Annotated in this window: 24 protein-coding genes and 1 pseudogene; 12 read left to right on the forward strand and 13 right to left on the reverse strand. The window is 60.0% G+C overall.

Annotated features, from left to right (window positions below; translation table 11 throughout):
* Positions 1-900: a LysR family transcriptional regulator gene (locus tag AGR2A_RS04595; protein ID WP_072494012.1), complete on the reverse strand. Its 900-nt coding sequence runs from the start codon at positions 898-900 to the stop codon at positions 1-3.
* Positions 901-1,005: 105 nt separating this feature from the next.
* Here AGR2A_RS04595 and AGR2A_RS04600 point away from each other — a divergent pair, with 105 nt between their 5' ends.
* The 3 genes from AGR2A_RS04600 (at position 1,006) to glcF (ending at position 5,053) form a co-directional block, all read left to right on the forward strand.
* A complete protein-coding gene (locus AGR2A_RS04600) occupies positions 1,006-2,439 on the forward strand; it encodes an FAD-linked oxidase C-terminal domain-containing protein (RefSeq protein WP_072494013.1) in 1,434 nt (477 codons plus the stop codon).
* A gap of 94 nt (positions 2,440-2,533) precedes the next feature.
* Complete coding sequence (locus AGR2A_RS04605; protein ID WP_072494868.1) at positions 2,534-3,748, forward strand: FAD-binding protein; 1,215 nt, start codon at positions 2,534-2,536, stop codon at positions 3,746-3,748.
* Positions 3,749-3,751: 3 nt separating this feature from the next.
* Complete coding sequence (gene glcF, locus AGR2A_RS04610) at positions 3,752-5,053, forward strand: glycolate oxidase subunit GlcF (protein WP_072494014.1); 1,302 nt, start codon at positions 3,752-3,754, stop codon at positions 5,051-5,053.
* Between the two features lie 224 nt (positions 5,054-5,277).
* Here the strand turns inward: glcF and AGR2A_RS04615 are convergent, their stop codons facing one another.
* Both AGR2A_RS04615 and AGR2A_RS04620 read right to left on the reverse strand, forming a co-directional pair.
* Positions 5,278-5,937, reverse strand: a complete 660-nt coding sequence (locus tag AGR2A_RS04615) for an outer membrane beta-barrel protein (protein WP_072494015.1) — start codon at positions 5,935-5,937, stop codon at positions 5,278-5,280.
* Positions 5,938-6,200: 263 nt separating this feature from the next.
* Positions 6,201-6,977: a L,D-transpeptidase gene (locus AGR2A_RS04620; protein ID WP_004440174.1), complete on the reverse strand. Its 777-nt coding sequence runs from the start codon at positions 6,975-6,977 to the stop codon at positions 6,201-6,203.
* A gap of 234 nt (positions 6,978-7,211) precedes the next feature.
* On the opposite strand from AGR2A_RS04620, the gene AGR2A_RS04625 reads away from it, so the two are divergent.
* Complete coding sequence (locus tag AGR2A_RS04625) at positions 7,212-7,841, forward strand: DNA-3-methyladenine glycosylase I (protein ID WP_004440176.1); 630 nt, start codon at positions 7,212-7,214, stop codon at positions 7,839-7,841.
* Positions 7,838-8,281, forward strand: a complete 444-nt coding sequence (locus tag AGR2A_RS04630) for a hypothetical protein (protein ID WP_004440178.1) — start codon at positions 7,838-7,840, stop codon at positions 8,279-8,281. Before AGR2A_RS04625 ends, AGR2A_RS04630 begins: the two co-directional genes overlap by 4 nt.
* A 14-nt stretch (positions 8,282-8,295) precedes the next feature.
* Here the strand turns inward: AGR2A_RS04630 and AGR2A_RS04635 are convergent, their stop codons facing one another.
* The gene (locus tag AGR2A_RS04635) at positions 8,296-9,339 is read right to left on the reverse strand and encodes a YeiH family protein (RefSeq protein WP_072494016.1); all 1,044 of its coding nucleotides are present in this window, start codon (positions 9,337-9,339) and stop codon (positions 8,296-8,298) included.
* A gap of 81 nt (positions 9,340-9,420) precedes the next feature.
* Between AGR2A_RS04635 and AGR2A_RS04640 the strand changes: the two genes are divergently transcribed.
* Positions 9,421-10,338, forward strand: a complete 918-nt coding sequence (locus AGR2A_RS04640; protein WP_004440182.1) for a LysR substrate-binding domain-containing protein — start codon at positions 9,421-9,423, stop codon at positions 10,336-10,338.
* A gap of 146 nt (positions 10,339-10,484) precedes the next feature.
* Here AGR2A_RS04640 and copM read toward each other — a convergent pair whose 3' ends face one another.
* The 5 genes and pseudogenes from copM to relB form a co-directional block, all read right to left on the reverse strand.
* The gene (gene copM / locus AGR2A_RS04645) at positions 10,485-10,859 is read right to left on the reverse strand and encodes a CopM family metallochaperone (RefSeq protein WP_004440183.1); all 375 of its coding nucleotides are present in this window, start codon (positions 10,857-10,859) and stop codon (positions 10,485-10,487) included.
* Between the two features lie 57 nt (positions 10,860-10,916).
* Positions 10,917-11,300 (reverse strand): hypothetical protein, encoded by a 384-nt coding sequence (locus tag AGR2A_RS04650; RefSeq protein WP_234797381.1) that lies wholly within the window; start codon positions 11,298-11,300, stop codon positions 10,917-10,919.
* A 41-nt stretch (positions 11,301-11,341) separates the two neighbouring features.
* Complete coding sequence (locus tag AGR2A_RS04655) at positions 11,342-12,106, reverse strand: hypothetical protein (protein WP_004440184.1); 765 nt, start codon at positions 12,104-12,106, stop codon at positions 11,342-11,344.
* 18 nt (positions 12,107-12,124) lie between these two features.
* A pseudogene (locus tag AGR2A_RS04660) lies at positions 12,125-12,381 on the reverse strand (type II toxin-antitoxin system RelE family toxin).
* The gene (gene relB / locus AGR2A_RS04665; RefSeq protein ID WP_004440186.1) at positions 12,365-12,598 is read right to left on the reverse strand and encodes a type II toxin-antitoxin system RelB family antitoxin; all 234 of its coding nucleotides are present in this window, start codon (positions 12,596-12,598) and stop codon (positions 12,365-12,367) included. The pseudogene AGR2A_RS04660 and the gene relB overlap by 17 nt, the downstream one beginning before the upstream one ends.
* Before the next feature lie 234 nt (positions 12,599-12,832).
* On the opposite strand from relB, the gene hisS reads away from it, so the two are divergent.
* Genes hisS through hisG form a run of 4 tightly spaced genes read left to right on the forward strand, consistent with a single transcriptional unit; the run spans position 12,833 to position 16,559 of the window.
* Positions 12,833-14,356 carry a histidine--tRNA ligase gene (gene hisS, locus AGR2A_RS04670; RefSeq protein WP_072494018.1) on the forward strand — a complete coding sequence of 508 codons (1,524 nt, stop codon included), beginning with the start codon at positions 12,833-12,835 and terminating at the stop codon, positions 14,354-14,356.
* A 4-nt stretch (positions 14,357-14,360) separates the two neighbouring features.
* Complete coding sequence (locus AGR2A_RS04675; protein WP_006699502.1) at positions 14,361-14,729, forward strand: VOC family protein; 369 nt, start codon at positions 14,361-14,363, stop codon at positions 14,727-14,729.
* A 16-nt stretch (positions 14,730-14,745) separates the two neighbouring features.
* Entirely contained in the window at positions 14,746-15,870 is a 1,125-nt protein-coding gene (locus AGR2A_RS04680; RefSeq protein WP_004440189.1) for an ATP phosphoribosyltransferase regulatory subunit, read from the forward strand.
* Complete coding sequence (hisG, locus tag AGR2A_RS04685; RefSeq protein WP_045532643.1) at positions 15,867-16,559, forward strand: ATP phosphoribosyltransferase; 693 nt, start codon at positions 15,867-15,869, stop codon at positions 16,557-16,559. The genes AGR2A_RS04680 and hisG overlap by 4 nt, the downstream gene beginning before the upstream one ends.
* A 62-nt stretch (positions 16,560-16,621) precedes the next feature.
* Here hisG and AGR2A_RS04690 read toward each other — a convergent pair whose 3' ends face one another.
* From AGR2A_RS04690 to groES, 4 genes are all read right to left on the reverse strand, one after another.
* Positions 16,622-17,068: a DoxX family protein gene (locus tag AGR2A_RS04690; RefSeq protein ID WP_004440191.1), complete on the reverse strand. Its 447-nt coding sequence runs from the start codon at positions 17,066-17,068 to the stop codon at positions 16,622-16,624.
* A gap of 147 nt (positions 17,069-17,215) precedes the next feature.
* A complete protein-coding gene (locus tag AGR2A_RS04695; RefSeq protein ID WP_072494019.1) occupies positions 17,216-17,656 on the reverse strand; it encodes a hypothetical protein in 441 nt (146 codons plus the stop codon).
* An 800-nt stretch (positions 17,657-18,456) separates the two neighbouring features.
* Positions 18,457-20,091, reverse strand: coding sequence for a chaperonin GroEL (gene groL / locus AGR2A_RS04700; RefSeq protein WP_004440194.1), 1,635 nt, complete (start codon positions 20,089-20,091; stop codon positions 18,457-18,459).
* A 73-nt stretch (positions 20,092-20,164) separates the two neighbouring features.
* Positions 20,165-20,461, reverse strand: a complete 297-nt coding sequence (groES, locus tag AGR2A_RS04705; protein ID WP_004440196.1) for a co-chaperone GroES — start codon at positions 20,459-20,461, stop codon at positions 20,165-20,167.
* Positions 20,462-20,918: 457 nt separating this feature from the next.
* Here groES and AGR2A_RS04710 point away from each other — a divergent pair, with 457 nt between their 5' ends.
* Together AGR2A_RS04710 and AGR2A_RS04715 are read left to right on the forward strand one after the other, a co-directional pair.
* Positions 20,919-21,767, forward strand: a complete 849-nt coding sequence (locus AGR2A_RS04710; protein WP_004440197.1) for a TIGR01459 family HAD-type hydrolase — start codon at positions 20,919-20,921, stop codon at positions 21,765-21,767.
* A gap of 57 nt (positions 21,768-21,824) precedes the next feature.
* Positions 21,825-22,805 (forward strand): bifunctional riboflavin kinase/FAD synthetase, encoded by a 981-nt coding sequence (locus AGR2A_RS04715; RefSeq protein ID WP_072494021.1) that lies wholly within the window; start codon positions 21,825-21,827, stop codon positions 22,803-22,805.
* Positions 22,806-23,031 lie beyond the last annotated feature (226 nt).

The raw sequence follows: 23,031 nt of genomic DNA on the forward strand, positions 1-23,031 counted from the left end.
TCAGCCCTGCTCCCAATAGGGTGAAGGACCGTAGAGCGCAGCGAGATAATCGATGAACAGCCGCACCTTTGCCGGCAGAAACTGCCGGCTTGGATAGACCGCAGACAGCGTCACGTTGCGCGACCCTTCATAGTCAGGCAGGACCTGCACCAGCTTCCCGCTGCGCAATTCGTGGCCGATATCCCATGTGGAGCGCAGCGCAATGCCGAGGCCCGATATGACCGCCTCGCGGATCACCTCGCTTGAGTTGGTGACGAGCATCCCCTCCGGGCGAAGGCTGAGCGCGCCGCCGGGTCCTTCCAGTCGCCAGACGTCGTTATTATGCGCGGGCAGGCAGCGATGCTTCCTGATGTCTTCGATCGTGGCCGGCGTGCCGTACGCCTTTACATACTCCGCCGAGGCGCAAAGCACGCGCCGCACCGGTGCCAGCCTGCGGGCCACGAGGCTGGAGGAGTTGAGATCGGCGATACGGATCGCCAGATCGTAACCGCCCTCGATAATATCGATGAACTCATCGCTCAGCACCAGATTGACCGACAGGTCCGGATGCCGCTCCATGAATGTCTTCAGATGTGGCGCGATATGCATGCGCCCGAAAGAGGTGGGTGCGGAAACCTTCAGCGTGCCGTTGACGGTATTGGCCCGGCCGGAGACGAAATCCTCCGCCTCTTCCAGCCCTTCGAGAACAGCCAGCACCCGTTCGTAAAAGCCTTGCCCCGCTTCGGTCAAAGAGATTTGTCGCGTGGTGCGCTGGAACAGCCGGGCACCGAGCTTTTCTTCCAATCGCTTGATGCGCTTGGAAATAACGGCGGGCGAATAACCAAGCTCCTTGGCAGCAAGCGACATGCTGCCGGAGGCGGCAACGCTGGCAAAGACTTCGAGATCACCCAGATTTGTCATAGTTGCCCTCGATTGTTTCCAGAATAGAAAAAATCCATAACATTTGATTGCGCAGCTTCAAAGTGGTAAAGAAACAATACCAGTTATCGGCACGGAGGAGCGGCGGTGACGCAGCCTATAAAGTTTCTGGAGCCGCGCGCTCAGGTCTTGGCGGATCGCGACCGCATTATCGCCGACCTCAAGACCGTCCTGCCTGATGACTGTCTTGTGCACGAGCCGCGCGAACTCGTGCCTTTCGAGACCGATGCTTTTGTTTCCTATCGCCGTCTGCCGCTCGCCGTCGCTTTGCCGAGAACGACGGAGGAGGCGGCGGCTGTCATGACATATTGCCATCGCTTCGGCATTCCGGTCGTGCCGCGCGGTGCCGGCACCTCGCTTTCCGGCGGCGCTATCCCGCAGGAAGACGCCGTGGTGATCGGCCTGTCGAAGATGAGCGCGATCCTCGATCTTGATTTTTACAATCGCACGGCGCGGGTGCAGGCGGGCGTCACCAATCTCTCCATCTCCGATGCCGCAGGCGCGGAGGGATTCTTTTATGCACCCGACCCCAGCTCGCAGCTTGCCTGCACCATCGGCGGCAATATCGGTATGAATTCCGGCGGCGCGCACTGTCTGAAATATGGCGTCACCACCAATAACCTGCTTGGCGTCAAGATGGTGCTGGTCGATGGCACGGTGCTCGAGCTGGGCGGCAAGCATCTGGATGCTGCAGGTTACGACCTGCTCGCGCTTGTCTGCGGCTCCGAAGGCCAACTCGGTATCGTGACGGAGGCAACGGTGCGCCTCATCGCCAAGCCGGAGGGCGCGCGCCCGGTGCTGTTCGGTTTCGAAACCTCCGAAGAAGCGGGCTCCTGCGTCGCGGATATCATTGGCGCGGGCATCATCCCTGTTGCCATCGAGTTCATGGACAAACCGGCAATCGAAATCTGCGAGGCCTTCGCCAAAGCGGGATATCCGCTTGACGTCGGTGCGCTTCTGATCGTGGAGGTCGAAGGCTCCGAGGCGGAAATGGACGCCATGCTGGCCGATATCGTGGCCATTGCCCGACGACATGGCGTAAAGACCGTGAAGGAATGCCAATCGGCAATGGAGGCGGCGGCGATCTGGAAAGGCCGCAAATCCGCCTTTGGCGCAACGGGTCGTATCGCGGATTATATCTGCATGGACGGCACGGTGCCGCTCTCCCAGCTTTCCCATGTGCTGAAAAAGACGAGTGAGATCACCGATCGCCTCGGCCTGCGCGTCGCCAATGTCTTCCATGCGGGGGATGGCAACATGCACCCGCTGATCCTGTTCAACGCCAATGACCCTGACGATGCGGCCCGTGCGGAAGAAGCGGGCAACGAAATTTTGAAGCTCTGCGTGGATGCCGGCGGCTGTTTGACCGGTGAACATGGTGTGGGCATCGAAAAGCGTGACCTGATGCGGCACCAATATGGCGAGGCCGATCTCGCCCAGCAGATGGCGGTGCGGGCAGCCTTTGACGAGGGCTGGTTGATGAACCCTTCCAAGGTGTTTCCGCTGGAGGGGAGGGGTTGATGGGCGCTGGATTTATGATGTTGCAGGGTGTGGCTTACCCCCCTCTGCCCTGCCGGGCAGAGGGGGGTATCACTTGCTCGAAGGCAACAATCGCATGCTGACGCCCTACGCAGAAACCCAGGTCGCCGACATCATCCGCGATCATGCCACGCGCAAAACCCCGCTGAAAATCTTCGGCGGCAACACTCGCTCCGGTTTCGGCAATGCGGTGACGGCGGAGACCGTGCTAACCTCCCGTGCGATGAACGGTATCGTTTCCTACGTCCCCGCCGAAATGGTCATGACTGCCAAGGCTGGCACGCCGCTCGCAACTGTCGAAGCGGCGCTGGCAGAAAATCGCCAGATGATGGCCTTCGAACCAATGGACCATCGCCCGATCATGGGCACCCATGGCGAACCGACCATTGGCGGCGTCTTTGCTGCCAATGTTTCCGGTCCGCGCCGCTATGTGGCGGGTGCGGCGCGTGACAGCCTGCTGGGCATCCGTTTCGTTAATGGTAACGGCGAGATCATCAAGGCCGGCGGCCGGGTGATGAAGAATGTCACCGGTCTCGATCTGTCGAAGTTTCTCGCTGGTTCTTTCGGCACGCTTGGGTTCCTCACCGAAGTCACATTCCGCGTGCTGCCGAAACCGCCCGTCGAAAAATCCGTTGTCGTGTCCGGCCTTGATGACGAGGCGGCGACGCGCATCATGGCGGCGGCGATGGCGATGAGCGTCGAGGTCTCCGGCGCGGCGCATCTGCCTGAAAGCGTGCGTTCCCGCTTTATCGATGGCAACTTGCCGGAAGGACCGGCCACCATTCTGCGTCTGGAAGGCCTTGCGGCCTCGGTGGAGGCCCGCACGGCTAAACTCCTGTCGGTCATGGATCGCGTCGGACCCTGGGCGCTGCTGGAGGGCGACGAAAGCAGCCTTTTGTGGCGGCAGGTCCGGGATGTCGCGCCCTATGCCGGCCAATCCGCCAAGCCGCTCTGGAAAGTCTCGGCAGCGCCTTCGATGGGCCACCAGCTTGTTGCGGCGCTGCGCATGGAGGCAGGCATCGACGCCTTCTATGACTGGCAGGGTGGCCTGGTCTGGATGCAGATGGAGGCGGACCCCGAAGCCGATCTGCTGCGCGGCGTAATCCGTGCGCTCGGCGGTGGCCATGCCACGCTGGTAAGGGCGAGCGATGCTGTGCGCGCCAAAGTCGCGGCCTTCGAACCGCGCCCGGCGGCGGAAGCACTGCTTTCCGCGCGTATCAGGGAGAAGCTCGATCCCGTGGGCATCTTCAATCCCGGCAAGATGGCCGTAACGATGGAAAGGGCCGTCTGAACCATGCAAACATCCTTCACGCCTGAGCAGCTGGCCGATCCACATGTGGCGGAATCCGAAAAAATCCTGCGCAAATGTGTGCATTGCGGCTTCTGCACCGCCACCTGTCCCACCTATGTCACGCTTGGCAACGAGCTGGATAGCCCGCGCGGCCGCATCTACCTCATCAAGGACATGCTGGAAAACAGCCGTCCGGCCGACCGCGAGGTGGTCACCCATATCGACCGCTGTCTTTCCTGTCTTGCCTGCACCACCACCTGCCCCTCCGGCGTGGATTACATGCATCTGGTCGATCATGCCCGCGCCCATATCGAGCAGACATACAAGCGCCCCTTCATGGATCGGCTGATCCGCAATCTTCTGGTCGGCATATTACCCCATCCTGCCCGTTTCCGGCTGGCCCTGCATCTGGCCCGTCTGGCACGGCCTTTCGCCGGTCTTTTTGCAAAGGCTCCTGCGCTGAAACCGCTGCAGTCCATGCTTGCTCTCGCACCGGTCGCGGTCCCTCCAGCGTCGGCGTCAAGCCGCCCGGGCGCGCGACCGGCCGAAGGTGAAAGGCGCGGGCGCGTCGCCATTCTCACCGGCTGCGCCCAGCCGGTGCTTGATCCCGGTATCAATGAGGCGACGCTGCGGCTGCTTACGCGGCTCGGTATCGAGGTCGTTGTGCCGAAAGGGGAGGGCTGCTGCGGTTCGCTGGTGCACCACATGGGCCGGGAGGAAGAGGCGCTGGCTTCTGCTCGGCGGAATGTCGATGTCTGGACGCGCGAGATGGAGAATGGCGGTCTCGACGCCATCATCATCACAGCGTCGGGCTGCGGCACCACCATCAAGGATTACGGCCATATGCTTAGGCTTGATCCGGCCTATGCCGAAAAGGCCGCGCGGGTATCCGCGCTTGCGAAGGACGTTACCGAATATCTCGCCACCCTCGATCTGCCGCAACAGCAAAGCCAGGGGCTGACGGTCGCCTATCACTCCGCCTGCTCCATGCAGCACGGTCAGAAGATCACGCTTGCGCCGAAACAACTGCTGAAGGCGGCGGGTTTTGCCGTGCGTGATCCGGCGGAAGGGCATCTCTGCTGCGGCTCGGCCGGAACCTACAACATCCTGCAACCGGAAATTTCCGGCAAGCTCAAGGCGCGCAAGGTGAAGAACATCGAGGCCACGCGGGCAGATGTCATCGCGACAGGCAATATCGGCTGCATCACGCAGATCGGAACCGGCACGGACATGCCGATCCTGCACACAGTGGAGCTTTTGGACTGGGCTTATGGCGGGCCGAAGCCGGCGAGGCTGTCAGTTTAGAAACGTCCCGTGGTACTTTCGACTGCGCAGTACCCGAGCCAGATTTCGCGCATGCACTTTCGGCATCCGTCATGCCGGGCTTGACCCGGCATCCAGCCGACGCGCGTGGGCGCGACGAGAAGAGTCTTTCCAGCCCAATGACTTGGGCTGGCTGGATTCCGGCTCTTGGCCGGAATGACGAAGAAAGAGAGCGTCGTCCACGCGGCACGCGCTGGCCATATCTTCTAGAACTTATACGCCACACCGAAATTCACCGCATTGGTGATGATGTCGGTCTTCAACGAGCCACCATTGTCGATATCGACATCGACGAAGGAATAGGTGCCCTTATATTCCACGAAGGTCGACCAGCTGTCGGTGATGCGGTAGCTGAGGCCGGCCTGCGCCTGCAGCGTTGCGCCGCCGAACTGGTATTCGAAAGTCTTGCCCGAAGGGCGGTACACTTCCACATGCGGCACGTTGATGCCGACGCCGGCGCCGACGTACGGGGTGATCGGCAGGGATTCCAGCGGAAAGCGGTAGAGCGCGTTCAGCGTCAGTAGGTTCAGGCCGTCGGTGAATTCGAAATGCGACCAGCCTAAGCGGGCAAGCGTCTGGTCATCGGCATAGACCTTGTCATGGGTGAAATCGAGCGAGATACCGAAATTCCGGAGCTGACCCTCATCGAACCAGTAGGTGCCGCGCACGCCCCAGTAGGGCGGGCTGGAAAAGGACTTGCCTTCCCATCCGGCGCGGAAATCCGGACCGTCGGAAACTTTCACATCGCTGTGCGGTGCGCTTTGCCAGCCGCCGTAACCGGAAATTTCGAATTCGCCCGCGATTGTGGCAGAGAAGGAAACGCCGCTGAAGAGCAGGGCGCAAACAAATGAAGTATGGCGCGGCATGAAGTGAATCCAGATTGATATCAGTAATTCACCAAACCGTTTTTTGATAACATTTGAATGACAGAAACGAAAAACGGGCGGTCGATTGACCACCCGCTTTAAGGCCGTTCCGTCATCCCCCTGAGAGAGGTTCGGCGCCTGGCGTCCCCCGCCAAGTCTCATTCCGCTGAAGTGAGCCGGATTGTACCGCCGCAGGGCGGTAATTCAAGCGGATAAGCCGATACGCCCGTTCCGAAGCGGCCGGAAAGGCTGAACCGTTGCCGTCATATCACAATGACCTTGGTTCCGACGTTGACGCGCTCATAGAGATCGGTGACATCCTCGTTGCGCATGCGGATGCAGCCGGAGGAATTGTTGCTGCCGATCGTCCAGGGCTGGTTGGTGCCGTGGATACGGTAAAGCGTCGAGCCGAGATACATGGCGCGCGCGCCCATCGGGTTGGCGGGGCCGCCTTCCATGAAGGCCGGCAGGTAATGTCCTTTTGCCGCCTCTCGGGTGATCATTTCCTTCGGCGGGGTCCAGCTCGGCCATTCCGCCTTACGGGTTACCTTGTGAGTTCCAGCCCATTCGAAACCGGGCTTGCCGACGCCGACGCCATAACGCCGGGCCTTGCCATCAGCAAGCACGAGATAGAGGAAACGGTTCGGCGTATCGATGACGATAGTGCCGGGTTTTTCATTGGTCGGATAGGTGACGATCTGCGGCAGGAATTGCGGCGCGATCTGGGTACGCACCGGCGCATTGGGGCGTACGGCGGCATTCTGCACCCGTGCCGGGCGCTGCGATGTGACGCCGGAGCTGGGTCGCTGCGGCATCGCGGCCTGGCGCTGCTGGAAGAACGGCTGGCGTGCGGCAGGTGCGCGCGGATAGACAACGGGGCGCACGTTGCCGCGGCCGCCGAGCTGGGTTACCCATGGTGCAGAAAGATCCGGGCTGACGACGACGGGCGGACGCTCGCGATAACGTTCATTGGCCATGGCGGCAGGGACGGCGAGGGTGGAAACGAGGCTCAGCGCCAGGAAAACGGACTTCATCGTCATCGGGTGGACTCTCTCTGCGGGACGTCGCAACTATGGATTTGCGGGATCATTCTCCCGCTTTGCCGAACACGTTCGCACCTTGACGCCAGCGAATCGTAAATGGCTGTTCATTAAAAAGCGCTTGATTAAGGAAAGCTGATTTTAGGGTTAGCGCCCCGTTTTGAAACGTGGTGAATGAGTGGTAAGTGCAGTCTTTAAGTGGTCGCAGGCGGAGTGGAAAAGGTGGTCGCGGAAATGATCGAGGCGGGACTTGAAACGGGCGCGGATGGCCTTGTTCGGTGCTTCTGGCAGCAGGGGCTTGCGGATTACAGCCGATATCACGACGAGGAATGGGGTTATCCCGTCACCGATGATCGCCGCCTGTTTGAGAAAATTTGCCTGGAGGGCTTTCAGTCCGGCCTCTCCTGGCTGACGGTGCTGCGCAAGCGGGAGGCTTTCCGTCTTGCATTCGCCAATTTCGAGTTCGAAAAAGTGGCCGAGTTCGGCGAGGCCGATATCGAGCGCTGCCTTGCCGACAAGGGCATTATCCGCCATCGCGGCAAGATTGTTTCCACCATCAACAACGCCCGCCGCGCCGTGGCTCTGCGGGACGAGTTCGGGTCGCTCGCCCGATATTTCTGGGGTTTCGAACCGGCTGCCGCAGAAAGGCCGCAAAGGCTGGACTATGCGACTTTAAGGGCCAATCCGACCAGCGCCGCCTCGATCCGCCTTTCCAAGGATCTGAAGAAGCGGGGCTGGACCTTTGTCGGCCCGACGACCGTCTATGCATTCATGCAGGCCATGGGTATGGTCAACGACCATATCGAAGGCTGTCATTGCCGCCAGCCGATAGAGGTCATGCGGCGGGAGTTTGTACGTCCATGAAGGTAACCCCCCTTCTCCTGGCGCTTGCCATGGCCATGGCCGCCGTGCCACACCCCTCCTTTGCGGAAGGCCGCAACGTTGACGGTATCTGGCTGGATGACGGCGAAAGGCTGAAGGAGGTGGCGTTGCCACCGGCCGGCCCGCTGAAGCTCGAGGGCTGGACGCGCCGCGGGCGCGGCGATGTTTATCGTCTGAAGGTGAAGGCAGGGCAGACGGTGAAGGTCGAGCTTGCCGCCTCGAGCGAATTCGTGTTGATGGCGATCTTCGATTTTTCGACCCCGGATGAAGATGCGATTTTCTTCAGCGATTCCCAGGGCAAGGTGGCGACGCTGACACCAAAGGCAGATACCGAGTGGTTGATTCGCCCGACGCTCATTCTCGGTTCGCCGCGCCGCGGGCTCGGTGCGCATTATACACTTACTGTCAGCGCCGGCGAATAAAGCCGGAAGCTGGCTCAGGCCGTCTGGGTCAATACGATCAGGCCAAAGCTCAGGATACCCAGCAGCAAGAGAGACAGGCTGGCAGCGAGGATGACCTTGCCGCCGGCGTGGCGAAGGCTGCGGATATCGACCGACAGGCCCAACGCCGCCATCGACATGATGGTGAGGATGTTTGAGAGAGAGGCGACGGGGGCAAGCAGGACTTCAGGGATGAGACCGAATGACCGGGCCATGATCATCAGCACGAAGCCGATGATGAACCACGGAACCATCTGCTGCAATCTGAGGCGTCCCTTGTCGGACCGGCCGTGGACGACGGAGAGGGTGGCGATGACAGGTCCCAGCATCAGCACGCGGATGAGCTTCACGATGGTGCCGGTTTGCACGGCAATCGCGCCAAGCGGGGCGGTGGCGGCCAGAACCTGCGGCACGGCATAGACCGTAAGCCCGGCGAAGATGCCGTATTGGGTGGCGTCGAGCCCGAGAAGCTGCGGCAGGAATGGCATCAAAAGCACGGCGGCGACACCGAGAACCGCGGTAAAGGCAATCGAGGCGGCGACATCTTCCGGCTTGGCGCCGATGGCAGGGGCCGCAGCGGCAATGGCGGAATTGCCGCAGATGGAATTGCCGCAGGCAATCAACGTCGCGAGCTTGGGCGGGAGGCCGAGCATCCGCCCGGCGGCATAGCTGACGACCAGTGACAGCGCGACGATCAGCGCAATGCCACCTATCAGCAATCCGCCGGCGCCCTTGAGGATGGACAGGCTGAGTGATGCACCGAGAAGCGCCACGGCGATTTCAAGCAGGGTCTTGGCGCTGAACTTTATGCCGGCGGAAGCGGCTGCGGGCAGAGCCACCAGCGAACGCAGCATGGTCCCGATCAGAATGGCGAGAACGAGATCGCCAAGCCAGGCATGGCCCGCAAGCCGCACCTGAAAGCGCTCCGCCAGAATGGCGGCGCAGCTGACGGCCGAACAGATGAGAATGCCCGGAAGAAGCGGGGCGAGCCAGCGGAGCGAAAACTGGAAGGGATGAGCAAGGGTGCGATGTTGGGCCATGACCAGACCATGCCGCAGCAGCCTGTTTTATTCTATCAAATAATATGGCATATATTATTCGATAAAATCGAATGAAAAACCATGACCTTTGAGCAGCTCCGTATTTTCATAGCCGTAGCCGAACGCGAGCACCTCACAAGGGCTGCGGAAGCCATCGGTCTGACCGCCTCCGCCGTCAGCTCCGCCATCAAAAATCTCGAAGCCTTTTATAATGTCGAACTGTTCCACCGCGTCGGACGCAACATTGAGTTGACTGAAAGCGGCCGGGTTTTTCTGGGTGAAGCAAAGGCGACATTGGCGCGTGTGCGCAATGCGGAACTAATTCTCTCCGAAATGGGCGGGCTGACGCGCGGCGAAATCACCGTCTGCGCCAGCCAGACCATTGCGAGCTACTGGCTGCCGCCGATCCTGATGCAGTTTAAGAAGCTCTATCCCGGTGTCACCGTGCGGCTGGATATCGGCAATACCAAGACCGTGACGCAGGCGGTGCTGGACGGTCTTGCGGAGGTGGGTTTCATTGAAGGCAGGATCGATGAGCCGGCTCTGATGGTGCAGCCGGTGGTGTCTGACAAGCTTCTGGTCGTCACGGGCTCCGCCCATCCCTTTGCCGATGGCCGTTATCTCACCGCGCTGGATATCCTCTACGGCACTTCATGGGTTCTGCGCGAGCAGGGCTCCGGCACCCGCTCCGCCTTCGAGGCGGCGGTGCGGCAGATGGGCGTGGATCCGGGTGAACTCTCGGTCATGCTTGAACTGCCGTCCAACGAGGCGGTGGTGATGGCGGCACGCTCCGGCGGGGCTGCGACGGCGGTTTCAGCCTCAGTGGCATCCCTCTTCCTGCGGCAAGGGCTGCTCGTTCGCGCTGGTATTGATCTGCCCGCCCGCAACTTCGCTTTGTTGCGCCACAAGGAACGCCACACCAGCCGGGCAGCCATGGAGCTGGAACGCCTCAGCCGCGCGGCATCGGAGGATTACAAGGCCGGTCTTGCGGGGTTATAGTAAAGCGCGGGGTGGCAGGCGGCGTTCGCGCGTTCGCCGTTGTATGGGAAAGCTGTCGCAAGTTTCTTCTCCCCGCCGGGGGAAGAAATATGCCGCAAAGTTGCCGGAGGAGCGCCATAGCCGGCGCTCCCCTTCAACAATAGCAATCACTTGCCCCTGGACTTCAGCCAGGCCTTCATCATGGCGATTTCGCCTTCCTGCGCCTTGATCACTTCTTCGGCCAGCTTGCGGATTTCCGGGTCCTTGCCGTATTGCAGTTGGACCTTGGCCATATCGATCGCCCCCTGATGATGCGGGATCATGCCGCGCACGAAATCGACGTCGGCATCACCACTATAATCGATGGCCATATTGCCATGCATCTTTTTGCTGGCTTCCATGAAGGCCTGGGTGGAAGCGCTGTCGCTCATGCTGCCTTTTGACATGTCGTGTCCGGCATGGCCGCCCGCGTCCTGTGCAAAAGCGGGCATGGCGAGAGAGGCCGCAAAAGCGGCGGCGAGCGTAATGGTCTTGATAGACATGGATTATCCTTCCTGTGTCTGACGGATTTTTCGAAAGTCGGTCTGAAAAATCTGCGGTCAGGCGCGGGGAGGCGGTAGCGGCGGCGCGAAAGCCTTGCCGTCAAACACAGTGCCGCGTTGCGGCTTCGGATAGGCGAATGCCATCCGCCCGGCATCGGCAAAGATCATTCGTGGAACCACGATCAGGCAGGCGGCGCAGGAATCCGGATGTGAAGCATCGTTGCCGTGGGGGCAGCAACCGCCCGTTCCCGCGTCATGAGCGGCATTCTCCGCAGGCGTTTGAGAACCGTGATCTTGCGGGTGTGATTGGGCATCTTGATGTTTCATCGGCAATTGCGAGGAAACAACCATGCCTGTCGGCATGCTCATCGCCATCTGCGCCGGCATCGCGCCGTAAAGCAGGCAGGCAAGGAACATCAATGTGCGGACCACATGGGGCATGATGTGAAGTTACCGCTGAAATTATGGAATAAGCATGACGATCAGGTCAGTTCGCGTGCAATGACGTGGTGCACGATGCGATAATCCCTGCTTTCCTCGCCAAGCGGCGCGAGCGGCCACTCCCATGCAGCGGCGGGCGCGGGAAGCTCAATGCCGTGCAGCAGGTCTTCGTGCTGGTGCAGGCTTCCATCCTTGCCGATGACGTCAAAGGCGGTGTCCGTCACGAGGCACACCTTGCAGGGGAGACCGGCCAGCGCATCGAGATGCGTATGAATGAGTTTCGGCAGGAGATCATCAGGCGTAGCCGCTATTTTCTGCCGTTCCAGCCGATGCTGTGCACCCGTACCGATCTGCGACAGCAGGTTGGCCGAGACGACAAAATCGAGATAGGGCACTCGCCGCAGGAAATCGAGCGGTTCCGCCGGTCGGCCGGCCATGAGATCATCGAAGCCGGAAAGATCGCGATTGGCGATGCGGACGTTCTTTTTGGCATTGAGCCGCAACTTCGCCTGCACGCTGGCGAGATGTACCAGATCGACCAGAACGACGGTATCGAACATCGCCACCAGCGCCTCATGGGGCACATCCCGCAACAGACCGGACCCCAGCACCACGGCGGTCCGTCTCTGCTTCAGCTTTCTCGCCGATTGCAGCACGAATTGCCGGCTGTTGTTTTCATGCTCCGCCCAGGCTTTGGCGCAACGATTGGCGCGTGCCCAGAGATTGACGGAATAGCGGATATGCGGCCGGAATTCTTTCGGCGTGACCGCGCGTGTCGCGGCATATTGCAGGGCTTCGAGGATCATGAATGCCTAACGGTAAATTTAGCGGCGATGGCCGATTTCGACCACCAGCACGATTAGCTTATGATCCTGTATATCGCAGATGATGCGATAATCGCCCACCCGGTAGCGCCAATAATGCCGAGTTCGGAGCCTTGCAGGGCGGCACCAGTCTGGCGGGGATTTTCATTTTGCACCACCCTGTCTGCCAGAAGCGAAACGATGCGGTTGGCATCTTGCTTCGCCAGCTTTTCAAGCTGCTTGACGGCGCGGTGCTGAAACTCAATTTTCCAGGTCAAGATTGCGCATCACTTCTTCCAGAGTATAGGTGCGCTCATTGTTTGCGATCCGTCGCCGCGTCGCCTCTTCGGCGAGATAAAGATCTTCCATATCTTCGATATGCTTCTCGATCGCCTCGCGAATGTAATAGGCAGATGTGCGTCCGGTGCGCTCGGAAAGCGCTTTCAGCCGCTCATAGGTCTCATCCGGGAGGCGGATGGCCGTCTGTTTGCTCATCGCTTGCGTCCTTTCCGACCAAAATGGGATACATGCATCCCATATAGCATCGCTTGTCCTTCGCGGCCAGTAAAACCGGAGCCTTTGCGGCTTGCCGCACAGGGCTTCATCCTCTAAAGCATGTCTCCCAAAAGTGCGCAGCGGTTTTGGGATAAAGACATGCGTAAAAACAGAATTTAAAGCGCAGCGCGCTTTAACACCGGCATAATTTCAGGAAAATATCGGATCGGCATCATGAGCGAAAAAGCAAAAAAGCCTCAGAAACTGAAAGCCCGCCTGCCGCGCGGCTTCGTGGACCGCTCGGCTGCCGATATCCATGCCACCAACGAGATGATCGACAAGATCCGCAGGGTTTATGAGCTTTACGGTTTCGACCCGATCGAAACGCCGCAGTTCGAATATACCGATGCGCTCGGCAAGTTCCTGCCGGACAGCGATCGTCCGAACGAGGGCGTGTTTTCGTTGCAGGATGACGACGACCAGTGGATGAGCCTGCGCTACGATCTGACGGCGCCGCTCGCCCGCCATGTGGCTGAAAACTTCAACGAAATCCAGCTGCCATACCGCACCTATCGCGCCGGTTATGTCTTCCGCAATGAAAAGCCCGGCCCCGGCCGTTTCCGGCAGTTCATGCAATTCGATGCCGATACGGTGGGTGCATCCGGCGTGCAGGCGGATGCCGAAATGTGCATGATGATGGCGGATACGCTGGAAGCACTCGGCATCAAGCGCGGCGATTACGTTATCCGAGTCAACAACCGCAAGGTGCTCGATGGCGTCATGGAAGCCATCGGTCTCGGTGGCGAGGAAAATGCCGGTCGTCGTTTGAACGTACTGCGCGCTATTGATAAGCTCGACAAGTTCGGCCCTGAGGGCGTGAAGCTGCTGCTCGGCCCCGGCCGCAAGGACGAGTCCGGTGACTTTACTAAGGGTGCCGGTCTCGGTGACGAGCAGATCGAAAAGGTCCTGTTTTTCGTCGGCATCAAGGATTATGCGGCAAGCGCCGATGATCTGGCGAAACTGGTCGCGGGCACCTCGAAAGGCGAGGAAGGCGTTGATGAACTGAACATCATCGGCGCTCTGGTCTCCAGTGCCGGTTACGATGCGGATCGCATCAAGATCGACCCCTCGGTCGTTCGCGGCCTCGAATATTATACAGGCCCGGTCTATGAGGCCGAGCTCACCTTCGACGTCACCAACGAAAAGGGCGAAAAGGTCGTGTTCGGCTCCGTCGGCGGCGGCGGCCGTTATGACGGCCTCGTCTCCCGCTTCATGGGCCAGCCGGTTCCCGCCACGGGCTTCTCCATCGGCGTTTCTCGCCTGATGACGGCGCTGAAGAACCTCGGCAAGCTCGGCCAGGTGAAGCCGCTCGCACCCGTTCTCATCACCGTCATGGATGGTGATGTGGAGAGTATGAGCCGTTATCAGCGCTTCACCCAGGCGCTGCGGGCCGAAGGCATCCGCGCCGAAATGTATCAGGGCAACTGGAAGAAATTCGGCAACCAGCTGAAATACGCCGACCGCCTCGGTTCCCCCATTGCCATCATTCAGGGCGGTGACGAGCGCGCCGAAGGCGTGGTGCAGATCAAGGACCTGATCGAAGGCAAGCGCCTCTCCGGCGAGATCGAGGACAATGCCAGCTGGCGCGAGGCGCGTGTGGCCCAGGTCAGCGTGCCGGAGGCCGAGCTGGTGGCAAAGGTCCGCGAGATTCTGGAGCATCAGGCAGAGGACGTTCGCCGCGCCGCCGAAGGGCGCTGAAGCCATGGGGATCTTTGCGCTCGACCATGTTCAACTGGCGATGCCGGCTGGCCGTGAAAAAGAGGCGCGGGCTTTTTACGGGAGCCTGCTCGGCTTTGCGGAACAGGCAAAACCGGCCAATCTGGTTGCCCGCGGCGGCTGTTGGTTCAGCCGGGGTTCGATAAAACTGCACCTGGGCATCGAGCAGGATTTCCGACCGGCGAAAAAAGCCCATCCGGCGTTTCTGGTCGATGACTTGGCAGACTTGCGAAAAACACTTGAAACAGCGGGCTGCCATGTGGTTGAGGATGAACCGCTTGAGGGATATCACCGGTTTTATGTCCATGATCCCTTCGGAAACCGCATCGAAATGATGCAGCCGCTCGAACCGTGACGAAAAGTACCGTTCCATGCCCCTGATCGACATGCCGGAGTTTTCCGGAGAGCTACTGGAAGAATTCGCCGCGCGCCGCACGAGTCGCGTGAACACGCCCGTCATCCAGCCTGCGGAACCGTTTCTGGATATGGCTGGCGAGGATTTGCGCCGCCGTATCTTCATGACGGAGAGCGAGACGGGTGAGAGCCTGTGCCTGCGGCCCGAATTCACCATTCCCGTCTGCCTGCGCCATATCGAGACGGCGACCGGCACACCCAAACGTTATTCCTATCTCGGTGAAGTCTTCCGCCAGCGCCGCGAAGGTGCGAACGAATTTTATCAGGCCGGCATCGAGGATCTCGGCGATACCGATATTGCTGCCGCCGATGCGCGTGCCGTCATCGATGCCACCGGGATTCTGCAGCGTCTGCTGCCGGGCCGGGCGCTTGCCGTCACCCTGGGCGATCAACAGGTGTTCGAGGCGGTTGTTGCCGCCCTTGGTCTGCCGCTCGGCTGGCAGAAGCGGCTGGTACAGGCCTTCGGTGACATGGCGCAGCTTGACGCGTTGCTGGAAAGCCTCATGCATCCCAAGCCGATGACCGGGCTGGACGCCCGCGTCGCCGGACTATTGGCGACCGGGGATGAGGCGGTGCTGGTCGATTATCTCGATACGGTGATGCAGGAAACCGGCTACTCCACCAATGCAAGCCGTTCACCACAGGAAATCGCCCGCCGCCTGAGGGAAAAACTGGCCCTTGCGGCCACACGTCTACCGGATGACAGTTTTGCGCTGCTGAAGCAGTTCCTCGCTTTGAAGGCGCCTTTGCCGCAGGCCTCGCAGGTTCTGGCCGATTTTGCTGCAAAGGCGAAGCTGAAACTGGACGGGGCGCTTTCCGCTTTCGACAAACGTGTCGCAGCTCTTTCTAACGCTGGCGTTGACCTCGAAACCGTCACCTATGGCGCGGCCTTCGGTCGTCCGCTCGACTATTATACCGGCCTTGTTTTCGAGGTGGTGGAAGCGGGTGGAGATAGTGTTCTCGCCGGTGGCGGCCGTTTCGACCGGCTGCTGACGCTGCTCGGCGCACAGGAAAAAATACCGGCCGTGGGCTTCTCGCTCTGGCTGGATCGCATCGAAACGGTGCGCGGGAGTAAGCCATGATCACCATCGCATTGCCCTCCAAGGGCCGGATGAAGGAAGACTCCTCCGCCGTTCTGGAACGCGCCGGGCTGAAAGTCGCTGCCGTCGGCAATGATCGTTCCTATCGCGGCCGCGTCGAAGGGCGCGACGATATCGAGATCGCCTATCTGTCGGCGTCAGAAATCGCCCGCGAGATCGGCGCCGGCACGGTGGATTTCGGCGTGACCGGGGAGGACCTTGTGCGTGAAGGGCTGACCAATGCCGATGCGCAGGTGGAATTCTGCGCCCGTCTCGGTTTTGGACATGCCGACGTCGTGGTCGCCGTGCCGGAAATCTGGCTGGATGTGGACAGCATGGCAGATCTGGGTGATGTCGCTTCGGAGTTCCGCGCCCGCCATGGTCGAAGGCTCGCCATCGCCACCAAATACTGGCGGCTGACGCAGCAGTTCTTTTCACGCCAGCACGGCATCCAGCTTTACCGCATCGTCGAAAGCCTCGGTGCCACCGAAGGCGCGCCGGCGGCGGGGCAGGCGGATATCATCGTTGATATCACCTCCACGGGTTCGACGCTGAAAGCCAACCATCTGAAAATTCTCTCCGACGGTATCATCGTGCGTTCGGAAGCCTGCTTTGTCCGCGCCCGCAAATCGGAACATGACGGCGATGGAAGGATTGAGGAGATCGCGTCGCGCATCAGGGCGGCGGTCTGAGCATCAAAACACAAAAGCCGCTGGATCGCTCCAGCGGCTTTTTCGTTAGCGGGACGCCTGAATTAAGCGTGAGCCAGAGCGACGCCGCGCTTTGCATCGACGGAATAGGCGCCGGGACCGAAGGCGGCGAGCAGGATATAAGCGCCGGCCAGGGTGATGTTTTTCATCAGCATGATGCCGTTCAGCGCGTTGATCCAGCCAAGCGCCGGGTCAGGCCAGCCGGGAACGGCAACGGTGCCGCTGTGGAAAACGAGGCCGGTGAAGACGCAGAAGACGGCAAGCGCCCAGGCGGCGATTTTCGTCTGGAAACCGACGAGAATGGCAAGGCCGGTCACGAGTTCGAAGAGGCCTGCGAGATATGCAAGCGCGGTTGCGGCAGGCATGCCGGCACCGGCGATCATGCCGGCCGTACCGGCCGGATCGGTCAGCTTGCCGAAGCCGGCATAGATAAAGATGAAGGATAGCAGAATGCGGGCAATAAGAACGAGAACGTTCTGGCTGCTGGACATGGAAATCTCCGGTAAATGATCGGCGTTTCGCCGGTTGGGGCAATGTCTGGAGATATCAATGACTGAAAATCATTCGCCCATAAAGATGAACAACAGAAGACGAATTGTCTTTATTTTGTGAACGATGGTGAAACTGGAAACAGGATATCAGGCGGCGAAGCGCATGTCTTCGAAACGGGGAAACAGGAACAGTCCCGTGATACGACCGGGCTGGCCATCTTCAAAATTGAAGGATTCACCCATGCAGATGACCGGTTGCCGCAGGGCCGGCAACATCGAGATGCCGGTTGAAAAGCAGAAACGCGAGGGGGCGGAAGAAGCCTGTTCGAATAGTTCCAGCACCCGGGCGTGGTCAGCGCGGTCGTAACAGCGGACGAGGCTGAGCAGGCCGCATTCACCCGGCGGCACCCCATGCATGAAAGATGCTTGTTCGCCGAGCCGGATGACACCGCTCGAAAGCTCACTGCTCCATTCTTCCGAAATGAAGAAACGCGCCAAAGTCCGTGGATCCGGTGTGGTGGGAGCCGTCGCGGGCAAAGCATCGTTGCGTCTTGATATTTCGAACAATTCGCGCCCCCGTATGAACATCGCGCCGGCGCCGCTTTTGAAGCGTTATCGCCGGGTCGAACTTCCACCGCCATCCGCAGTCGGACGTATCTGCCAGGCATCGAAACCCCTTCAATGCTTGCGTCCCGTCGCGGCACCCTTACGGGGGCTGCTTATAGTTTATTTTCTTCTACCTACAACAACCAGTCAGTGAGAAATATAAAAATAATATGTATTTCTTCTTCAAAACCGCGAGACTTGTGAAAAGCCACAACTAAATAGCGTACTTAGAGGTCACTTGGCGCCGATATCGAGTCCCGTGGTGATGATGATTCGCAGCAGCGCCACCGCAATATTCCATGGGCCGCAAAGAACGGCTGGATAAATGCGGCGCTGTTCCAAAACGGGACAATATTTGAGCCCTTCCGCGTGGGCCTTCGAAATTGTGCAACAGGTTGATTTTACGAGGCATCTCTCTGGGAAGTGTCGACTTTCTGCTCAGTCTGGCGTCGAGGTTCACAGACTGCGCTCCTTTCTCTTCGGTCAGGGGACAAGACCGACCCGACGAGTGCCGTTCATTATCCCGATGACAGGACTGATTAGAAGTCCATGCCGCCCCGTCTGGCGCGCTGGCGACGCCGGACCACTCAAGGGGCATTGGCGGCCAACGAAAAAGGGCGATCCGAAGACCGCCCTTTCATTATTCCGGTGACAGGCCTGATTAGAAGTCCATGCCGCCCGTCCGGCGCGCTGGCGACGCTGGACCACTCAAGGGGCATGGGCGGCCAACGAAAAAGGGCGATCCGAAGACCGCCCTTTCATTATTCCGGTGACAGGCCTGATTAGAAGTCCATGCCGCCCATGCCGCCGCCCGGCATTGCCGGCATCGGAGCGTCCTTCTTCGGAAGCTCGGCGATCATGGCTTCGGTGGTGATCAGCAGCGAAGCAACCGAAGCTGCGTTCTGCAGAGCCGTGCGGACAACCTTGACCGGGTCGACGATGCCGAGCTGGATCAGGTCGCCATATTCGCCGGTCTGGGCGTTGTAGCCGTAGTTGTCTTCGTTCTTCTCGAGGATCTTGCCAACAACGATGGAAGCTTCGTCACCAGCGTTGTCTGCAATCTGGCGAACCAGAGCCTGCAGGGCGCGGCGGATGATGTTGATACCAGCTTCCTGGTCGTCGTTTTCGCCCTTGACGGCGATCTTCGTGGACGAACGCAGCAGAGCCACGCCACCACCAGGCACGATGCCTTCCTGAACGGCAGCGCGCGTCGCGTTGAGAGCGTCGTCGATGCGGTCCTTCTTTTCCTTCACTTCGACTTCCGTCGAACCGCCAACGCGGATAACGGCAACGCCGCCAGCGAGCTTGGCAAGGCGTTCCTGCAGCTTTTCGCGGTCGTAGTCGGAGGTGGTTTCTTCGATCTGGGCCTTGATCTGGGCAACACGACCTTCGATGTCGGACTTCTGGCCGGCGCCGTCAACGATCGTGGTGTTTTCCTTGGAGATCGAAACCTTCTTCGACTTGCCGAGCATGTCGAGCGTAACGTTTTCGAGCTTGATGCCGAGGTCTTCGGAAATGACGGTACCACCGGTCAGGATGGCGATGTCTTCCAGCATGGCCTTGCGGCGGTCGCCGAAGCCAGGGGCCTTGACGGCAGCGATCTTGAGGCCGCCACGCAGCTTGTTGACGACGAGCGTTGCAAGAGCTTCGCCTTCGACGTCTTCAGCGATGATGACGAGCGGCTTGCCGGTCTGAACGACAGCTTCGAGAACCGGCAGCATGGCCTGGAGGTTCGAGAGCTTCTTTTCGTGCAGGAGGATGTAGGCGTCTTCGAGGTCAGCCACCATCTTTTCCGGGTTGGTCACGAAGTAGGGCGACAGGTAGCCGCGGTCGAACTGCATGCCTTCGACGACTTCGAGTTCGGTTTCAGCGGTCTTGGCTTCTTCAACGGTGATGACGCCTTCGTTGCCGACCTTCTGCATTGCTTCAGCAATGTCGAGACCGATCTGACGTTCGCCGTTTGCGGAGATCGTGCCGACCTGCGCAACTTCTTCAGAGGTGTTGATCTTCTTGGCCTTGGCCTGAAGGTCCTTGACGACTTCAGCGACGGCCAGATCGATACCGCGCTTCAGGTCCATCGGGTTCATGCCGGCAGCAACTGCCTTGGAACCTTCGCGAACGATGGCCTGGGCCAGAACGGTCGCGGTGGTGGTGCCGTCACCGGCGATGTCGTTGGTCTTGGAGGCAACTTCGCGAACGAGCTGTGCGCCCATGTTCTCAAACTTGTCTTCCAGTTCGATTTCCTTGGCGACCGAAACGCCGTCCTTGGTGATGCGCGGAGCGCCGAAGGACTTGTCGATAACGACGTTACGACCCTTCGGGCCGAGGGTTACCTTCACTGCATCAGCAAGAACGTCGACGCCCTTGAGCATCTTTTCGCGTGCTGTGCGGCCGAATTTTACTTCTTTGGCTGCCATTTTCAAAACTCCTGGTTTCGAATGGCCGGACGGGGTCCGGCTTGAAATTTAAGGAAGGATGGGGTGGCCGAAATCAGCCGATGATGCCCATGATGTCGGCTTCCTTCATGATCAGAAGGTCTTCGCCGTTGAGCTTGACTTCGGTGCCCGACCACTTGCCGAACAGAACGCGATCGCCAACCTTGACGTCGAGAGCGACGACCTTGCCGGCTTCGTCACGTGCGCCGGAACCGACGGCGACGATTTCGCCTTCCTGCGGCTTTTCCTTGGCGGTGTCGGGAATGATGATGCCGCCCTTGGTCTTTTCTTCGGACTCAACGCGACGAACAACGACGCGATCGTGAAGCGGGCGGAAATTGGTGCTTGTCATTGTCTAATCCCTCGATCAAATGACTGCGCGAGCTTTTGGAACTCGCCTGATGGGTGTTAGCACTCTCGTTTATCGAGTGCCAGCGGAACCGAGATAAGGAGGGCTTCTTCCGGAGTCAAGAACGCCCTGTCTGAAAAATTTCATGGCTTATGGTTACCAGCGTTCCATGACAGGAATTTCTATGTCTGCGCGATGCTATGAAGCTTCACATCGGGAGGCTGGAAGGCTCGAAAAGCGCGCCGCTGTCTTCCTCAGGCTTGTCCCGTGAATATGATCTGACAACGCATTGATTTTCGTGACGGGTTTGGGTGCGCGGGATAAGCCTGAGGATGACGTCGAGTGTGACGCGCCATTCCGTTCAGTCCGAAGCCCGGACCGGCGGCGCTTTTTTCCTTGCCATCGGCGTCCCGCTTTGCGATGTGACGCACACACTCTTCTCGCATCCGGAAAGCATCTCATGGCCCACCGCATTCAAACTCTCGGCGAAATCACTGATGGGTTCGACGTTATCCTGTCGGATGTCTGGGGCGTGCTGCACAATGGCGTCAGCGCCTTTCCGGACGCGGCCATTGCCCTGAGAAGCGCGCGCGAGGCCGGCAAGACCGTGGTTCTCATCACCAATTCACCGCGTCCCGCGCCCGGCGTCATCGCCCAGCTGCGTGTGCTCGGCGTGCCCGACGAGGCCTATGACCGCATCGTCACCTCGGGCGATGTAACGCGTGGCCTGATCGCGGAAGGCCCCAGAAAAGTCTTCCTGCTGGGACCGCAGCGGGATATGCCGCTGTTGGAGGGTCTCGATGTCGAGGTGGTTGGCGAGGCCGACGCGGACTCCGTGGTCTGCACCGGCTTCTTCGACGACGAGACGGAGACGCCGGAGGACTATACCGAAATGCTTAAGGGCTTTATTGCCCGCAACGTGCCGATGATCTGCGCCAACCCGGATCTGGTGGTGGAGCGCGGCGAGCGCATCATTCCCTGCGCCGGCGCCATGGCCGCCTATTACGAACAGCTTGGCGGCGAGGTTCGCATCGCCGGAAAGCCGCATGCGCCGATCTATGAGGCCTGCCTTGCAGCGGCCAAGGAAGTGCGCGGCGCCTTCGCCAAGGATCGCGTTCTCGCCATCGGTGACGGCATGCCGACGGATGTGAAGGGCGCGATTGCGAGCGGTCTCAACCTTCTTTATATCAGCGGCGGTATTCACGTCGCCGAATATACGCTGAACGGCCAGACGGACGAGGCGCTTCTCAATGCCTATCTCAAGGGGCAGGGCGCTTCACCCGGCTGGTGGATGCCCCGACTTGCCTGAGGACGCATTTCTACGTCTCGCCTCGGGAATAGCTGGCGCTGGAATGGATCGACTGTCATGACCGTCTTTCACCGCAATGAAAAAAAAGAGCCGCTGCCCGAAGCTCTTCGTGGCGGCGTCGTCGCCATCGGCAATTTCGATGGCGTGCATCGCGGCCACCGGGCCGTGCTGGATCGCGCGCTGGAACTGGCGGAAGCCCGCGGCGTCCCCGCGCTGGTGCTGACCTTCGAGCCGCATCCCCGTTCCGTGTTCAGGCCCGATACGCCGGTCTTTCGCCTCACGCCTGCGCCATTGAAGGCGCGCATCCTTGAGGCCATCGGTTTCCGCTCGGTTATCGAATATCCGTTCGACCGCGAGTTTTCGCAGCGCTCGGCGGAAGAGTTCGTCCAGTCCATCCTGATTGACTGGCTGCATGCGAGCGCCGTCGTCACCGGTTTCGATTTCCATTTCGGCAAGGGCCGGGAAGGTGGGCCGGCATTCCTGATGGAAGCCGGAAAACGCCATGGCTTCGATGTGACGCTAGTGGACGCTTTCCGCGACGAGGGCGCGGATGTCGTCTCTTCCAGCCGGATACGCTCGCTTCTGTGCGAGGGTGATGTGGCGGGCGCCGCAGGCCTGCTTGGTTACCGTTTCACGGTGGAAAGCGAAGTCATCGGCGGCCAGAAGCTTGGCCGCACGCTGGGTTACCCCACCGCCAACATGGCGCTGGCGCCGGAAACGGAACTGAAGGCCGGCATCTATGCCGTCCGCTTCCGCCGCCCCGATGGCTCGATCCGCGACGGCGTGGCGAGCTTCGGTTATCGCCCGACGGTCACGGACAACGGCGCGGCGTTGCTCGAAACCTTCGTCTTCGATTTTTCGGGCAATCTCTATGGCGAGGTCTGTTCGGTCTCTTTCTTCGGGCATCTGCGCGATGAGTTGAAATTCGATGGTCTCGATCCGCTCGTGGCGCAGATCAAGCGGGATGAAGAAGAGGCGAGGGCGATGCTGTCGGGTGTGCAGCCGCTGAGCGAAGTGGATGCGAAGATCGCGTTTTGAGCAGGCTGCGGGGCATGTCCTTACTCGCCCGCCCCTTGCCGTCGCTTTTCTCTTCCTTTTTACCGGAAAACCGCATAAACAACCGGCCATGTCCCAATACCGGTTGAAATTTGCAGTTCAGATTGGCCGAATTATTGGCCCGGCCTTCCGCCCGCTCTGAGAGAGCCGGAAGGTCCGGGATTTTGGCGCTTCTGTGACAGACGGACGTGGCGCTTTCCGAATTTGC

Origin of the sequence: Agrobacterium genomosp. 2 str. CFBP 5494 (genome assembly GCF_900013495.1) — a bacterium.
GTDB classification, from domain to species: domain Bacteria; phylum Pseudomonadota; class Alphaproteobacteria; order Rhizobiales; family Rhizobiaceae; genus Agrobacterium; species Agrobacterium pusense.

Coding starts and splice junctions, on each gene's coding strand:
- AGR2A_RS04680 (WP_004440189.1), top strand. CDS start 14,746: ATGCCCCTGATCGACATGCCGGAGTTTTCCGGAGAGCTACTGGAAGAA.
- AGR2A_RS04620 (WP_004440174.1), bottom strand. CDS start 6,977: ATGACGATGAAGTCCGTTTTCCTGGCGCTGAGCCTCGTTTCCACCCTC.
- AGR2A_RS04710 (WP_004440197.1), top strand. CDS start 20,919: ATGGCCCACCGCATTCAAACTCTCGGCGAAATCACTGATGGGTTCGAC.
- hisS (WP_072494018.1), top strand. CDS start 12,833: ATGAGCGAAAAAGCAAAAAAGCCTCAGAAACTGAAAGCCCGCCTGCCG.
- copM (WP_004440183.1), bottom strand. CDS start 10,859: ATGTCTATCAAGACCATTACGCTCGCCGCCGCTTTTGCGGCCTCTCTC.
- AGR2A_RS04655 (WP_004440184.1), bottom strand. CDS start 12,106: ATGATCCTCGAAGCCCTGCAATATGCCGCGACACGCGCGGTCACGCCG.
- groES (WP_004440196.1), bottom strand. CDS start 20,461: ATGACAAGCACCAATTTCCGCCCGCTTCACGATCGCGTCGTTGTTCGT.
- groL (WP_004440194.1), bottom strand. CDS start 20,091: ATGGCAGCCAAAGAAGTAAAATTCGGCCGCACAGCACGCGAAAAGATG.
- AGR2A_RS04595 (WP_072494012.1), bottom strand. CDS start 900: ATGACAAATCTGGGTGATCTCGAAGTCTTTGCCAGCGTTGCCGCCTCC.
- AGR2A_RS04715 (WP_072494021.1), top strand. CDS start 21,825: ATGACCGTCTTTCACCGCAATGAAAAAAAAGAGCCGCTGCCCGAAGCT.
- AGR2A_RS04695 (WP_072494019.1), bottom strand. CDS start 17,656: ATGTTCATACGGGGGCGCGAATTGTTCGAAATATCAAGACGCAACGAT.
- relB (WP_004440186.1), bottom strand. CDS start 12,598: ATGAGCAAACAGACGGCCATCCGCCTCCCGGATGAGACCTATGAGCGG.
- AGR2A_RS04605 (WP_072494868.1), top strand. CDS start 2,534: ATGCTGACGCCCTACGCAGAAACCCAGGTCGCCGACATCATCCGCGAT.
- AGR2A_RS04615 (WP_072494015.1), bottom strand. CDS start 5,937: ATGCCGCGCCATACTTCATTTGTTTGCGCCCTGCTCTTCAGCGGCGTT.
- glcF (WP_072494014.1), top strand. CDS start 3,752: ATGCAAACATCCTTCACGCCTGAGCAGCTGGCCGATCCACATGTGGCG.
- AGR2A_RS04650 (WP_234797381.1), bottom strand. CDS start 11,300: ATGCCCCATGTGGTCCGCACATTGATGTTCCTTGCCTGCCTGCTTTAC.
- AGR2A_RS04690 (WP_004440191.1), bottom strand. CDS start 17,068: ATGTCCAGCAGCCAGAACGTTCTCGTTCTTATTGCCCGCATTCTGCTA.
- AGR2A_RS04635 (WP_072494016.1), bottom strand. CDS start 9,339: ATGGCCCAACATCGCACCCTTGCTCATCCCTTCCAGTTTTCGCTCCGC.
- AGR2A_RS04625 (WP_004440176.1), top strand. CDS start 7,212: ATGATCGAGGCGGGACTTGAAACGGGCGCGGATGGCCTTGTTCGGTGC.
- AGR2A_RS04640 (WP_004440182.1), top strand. CDS start 9,421: ATGACCTTTGAGCAGCTCCGTATTTTCATAGCCGTAGCCGAACGCGAG.
- AGR2A_RS04630 (WP_004440178.1), top strand. CDS start 7,838: ATGAAGGTAACCCCCCTTCTCCTGGCGCTTGCCATGGCCATGGCCGCC.
- AGR2A_RS04675 (WP_006699502.1), top strand. CDS start 14,361: ATGGGGATCTTTGCGCTCGACCATGTTCAACTGGCGATGCCGGCTGGC.
- hisG (WP_045532643.1), top strand. CDS start 15,867: ATGATCACCATCGCATTGCCCTCCAAGGGCCGGATGAAGGAAGACTCC.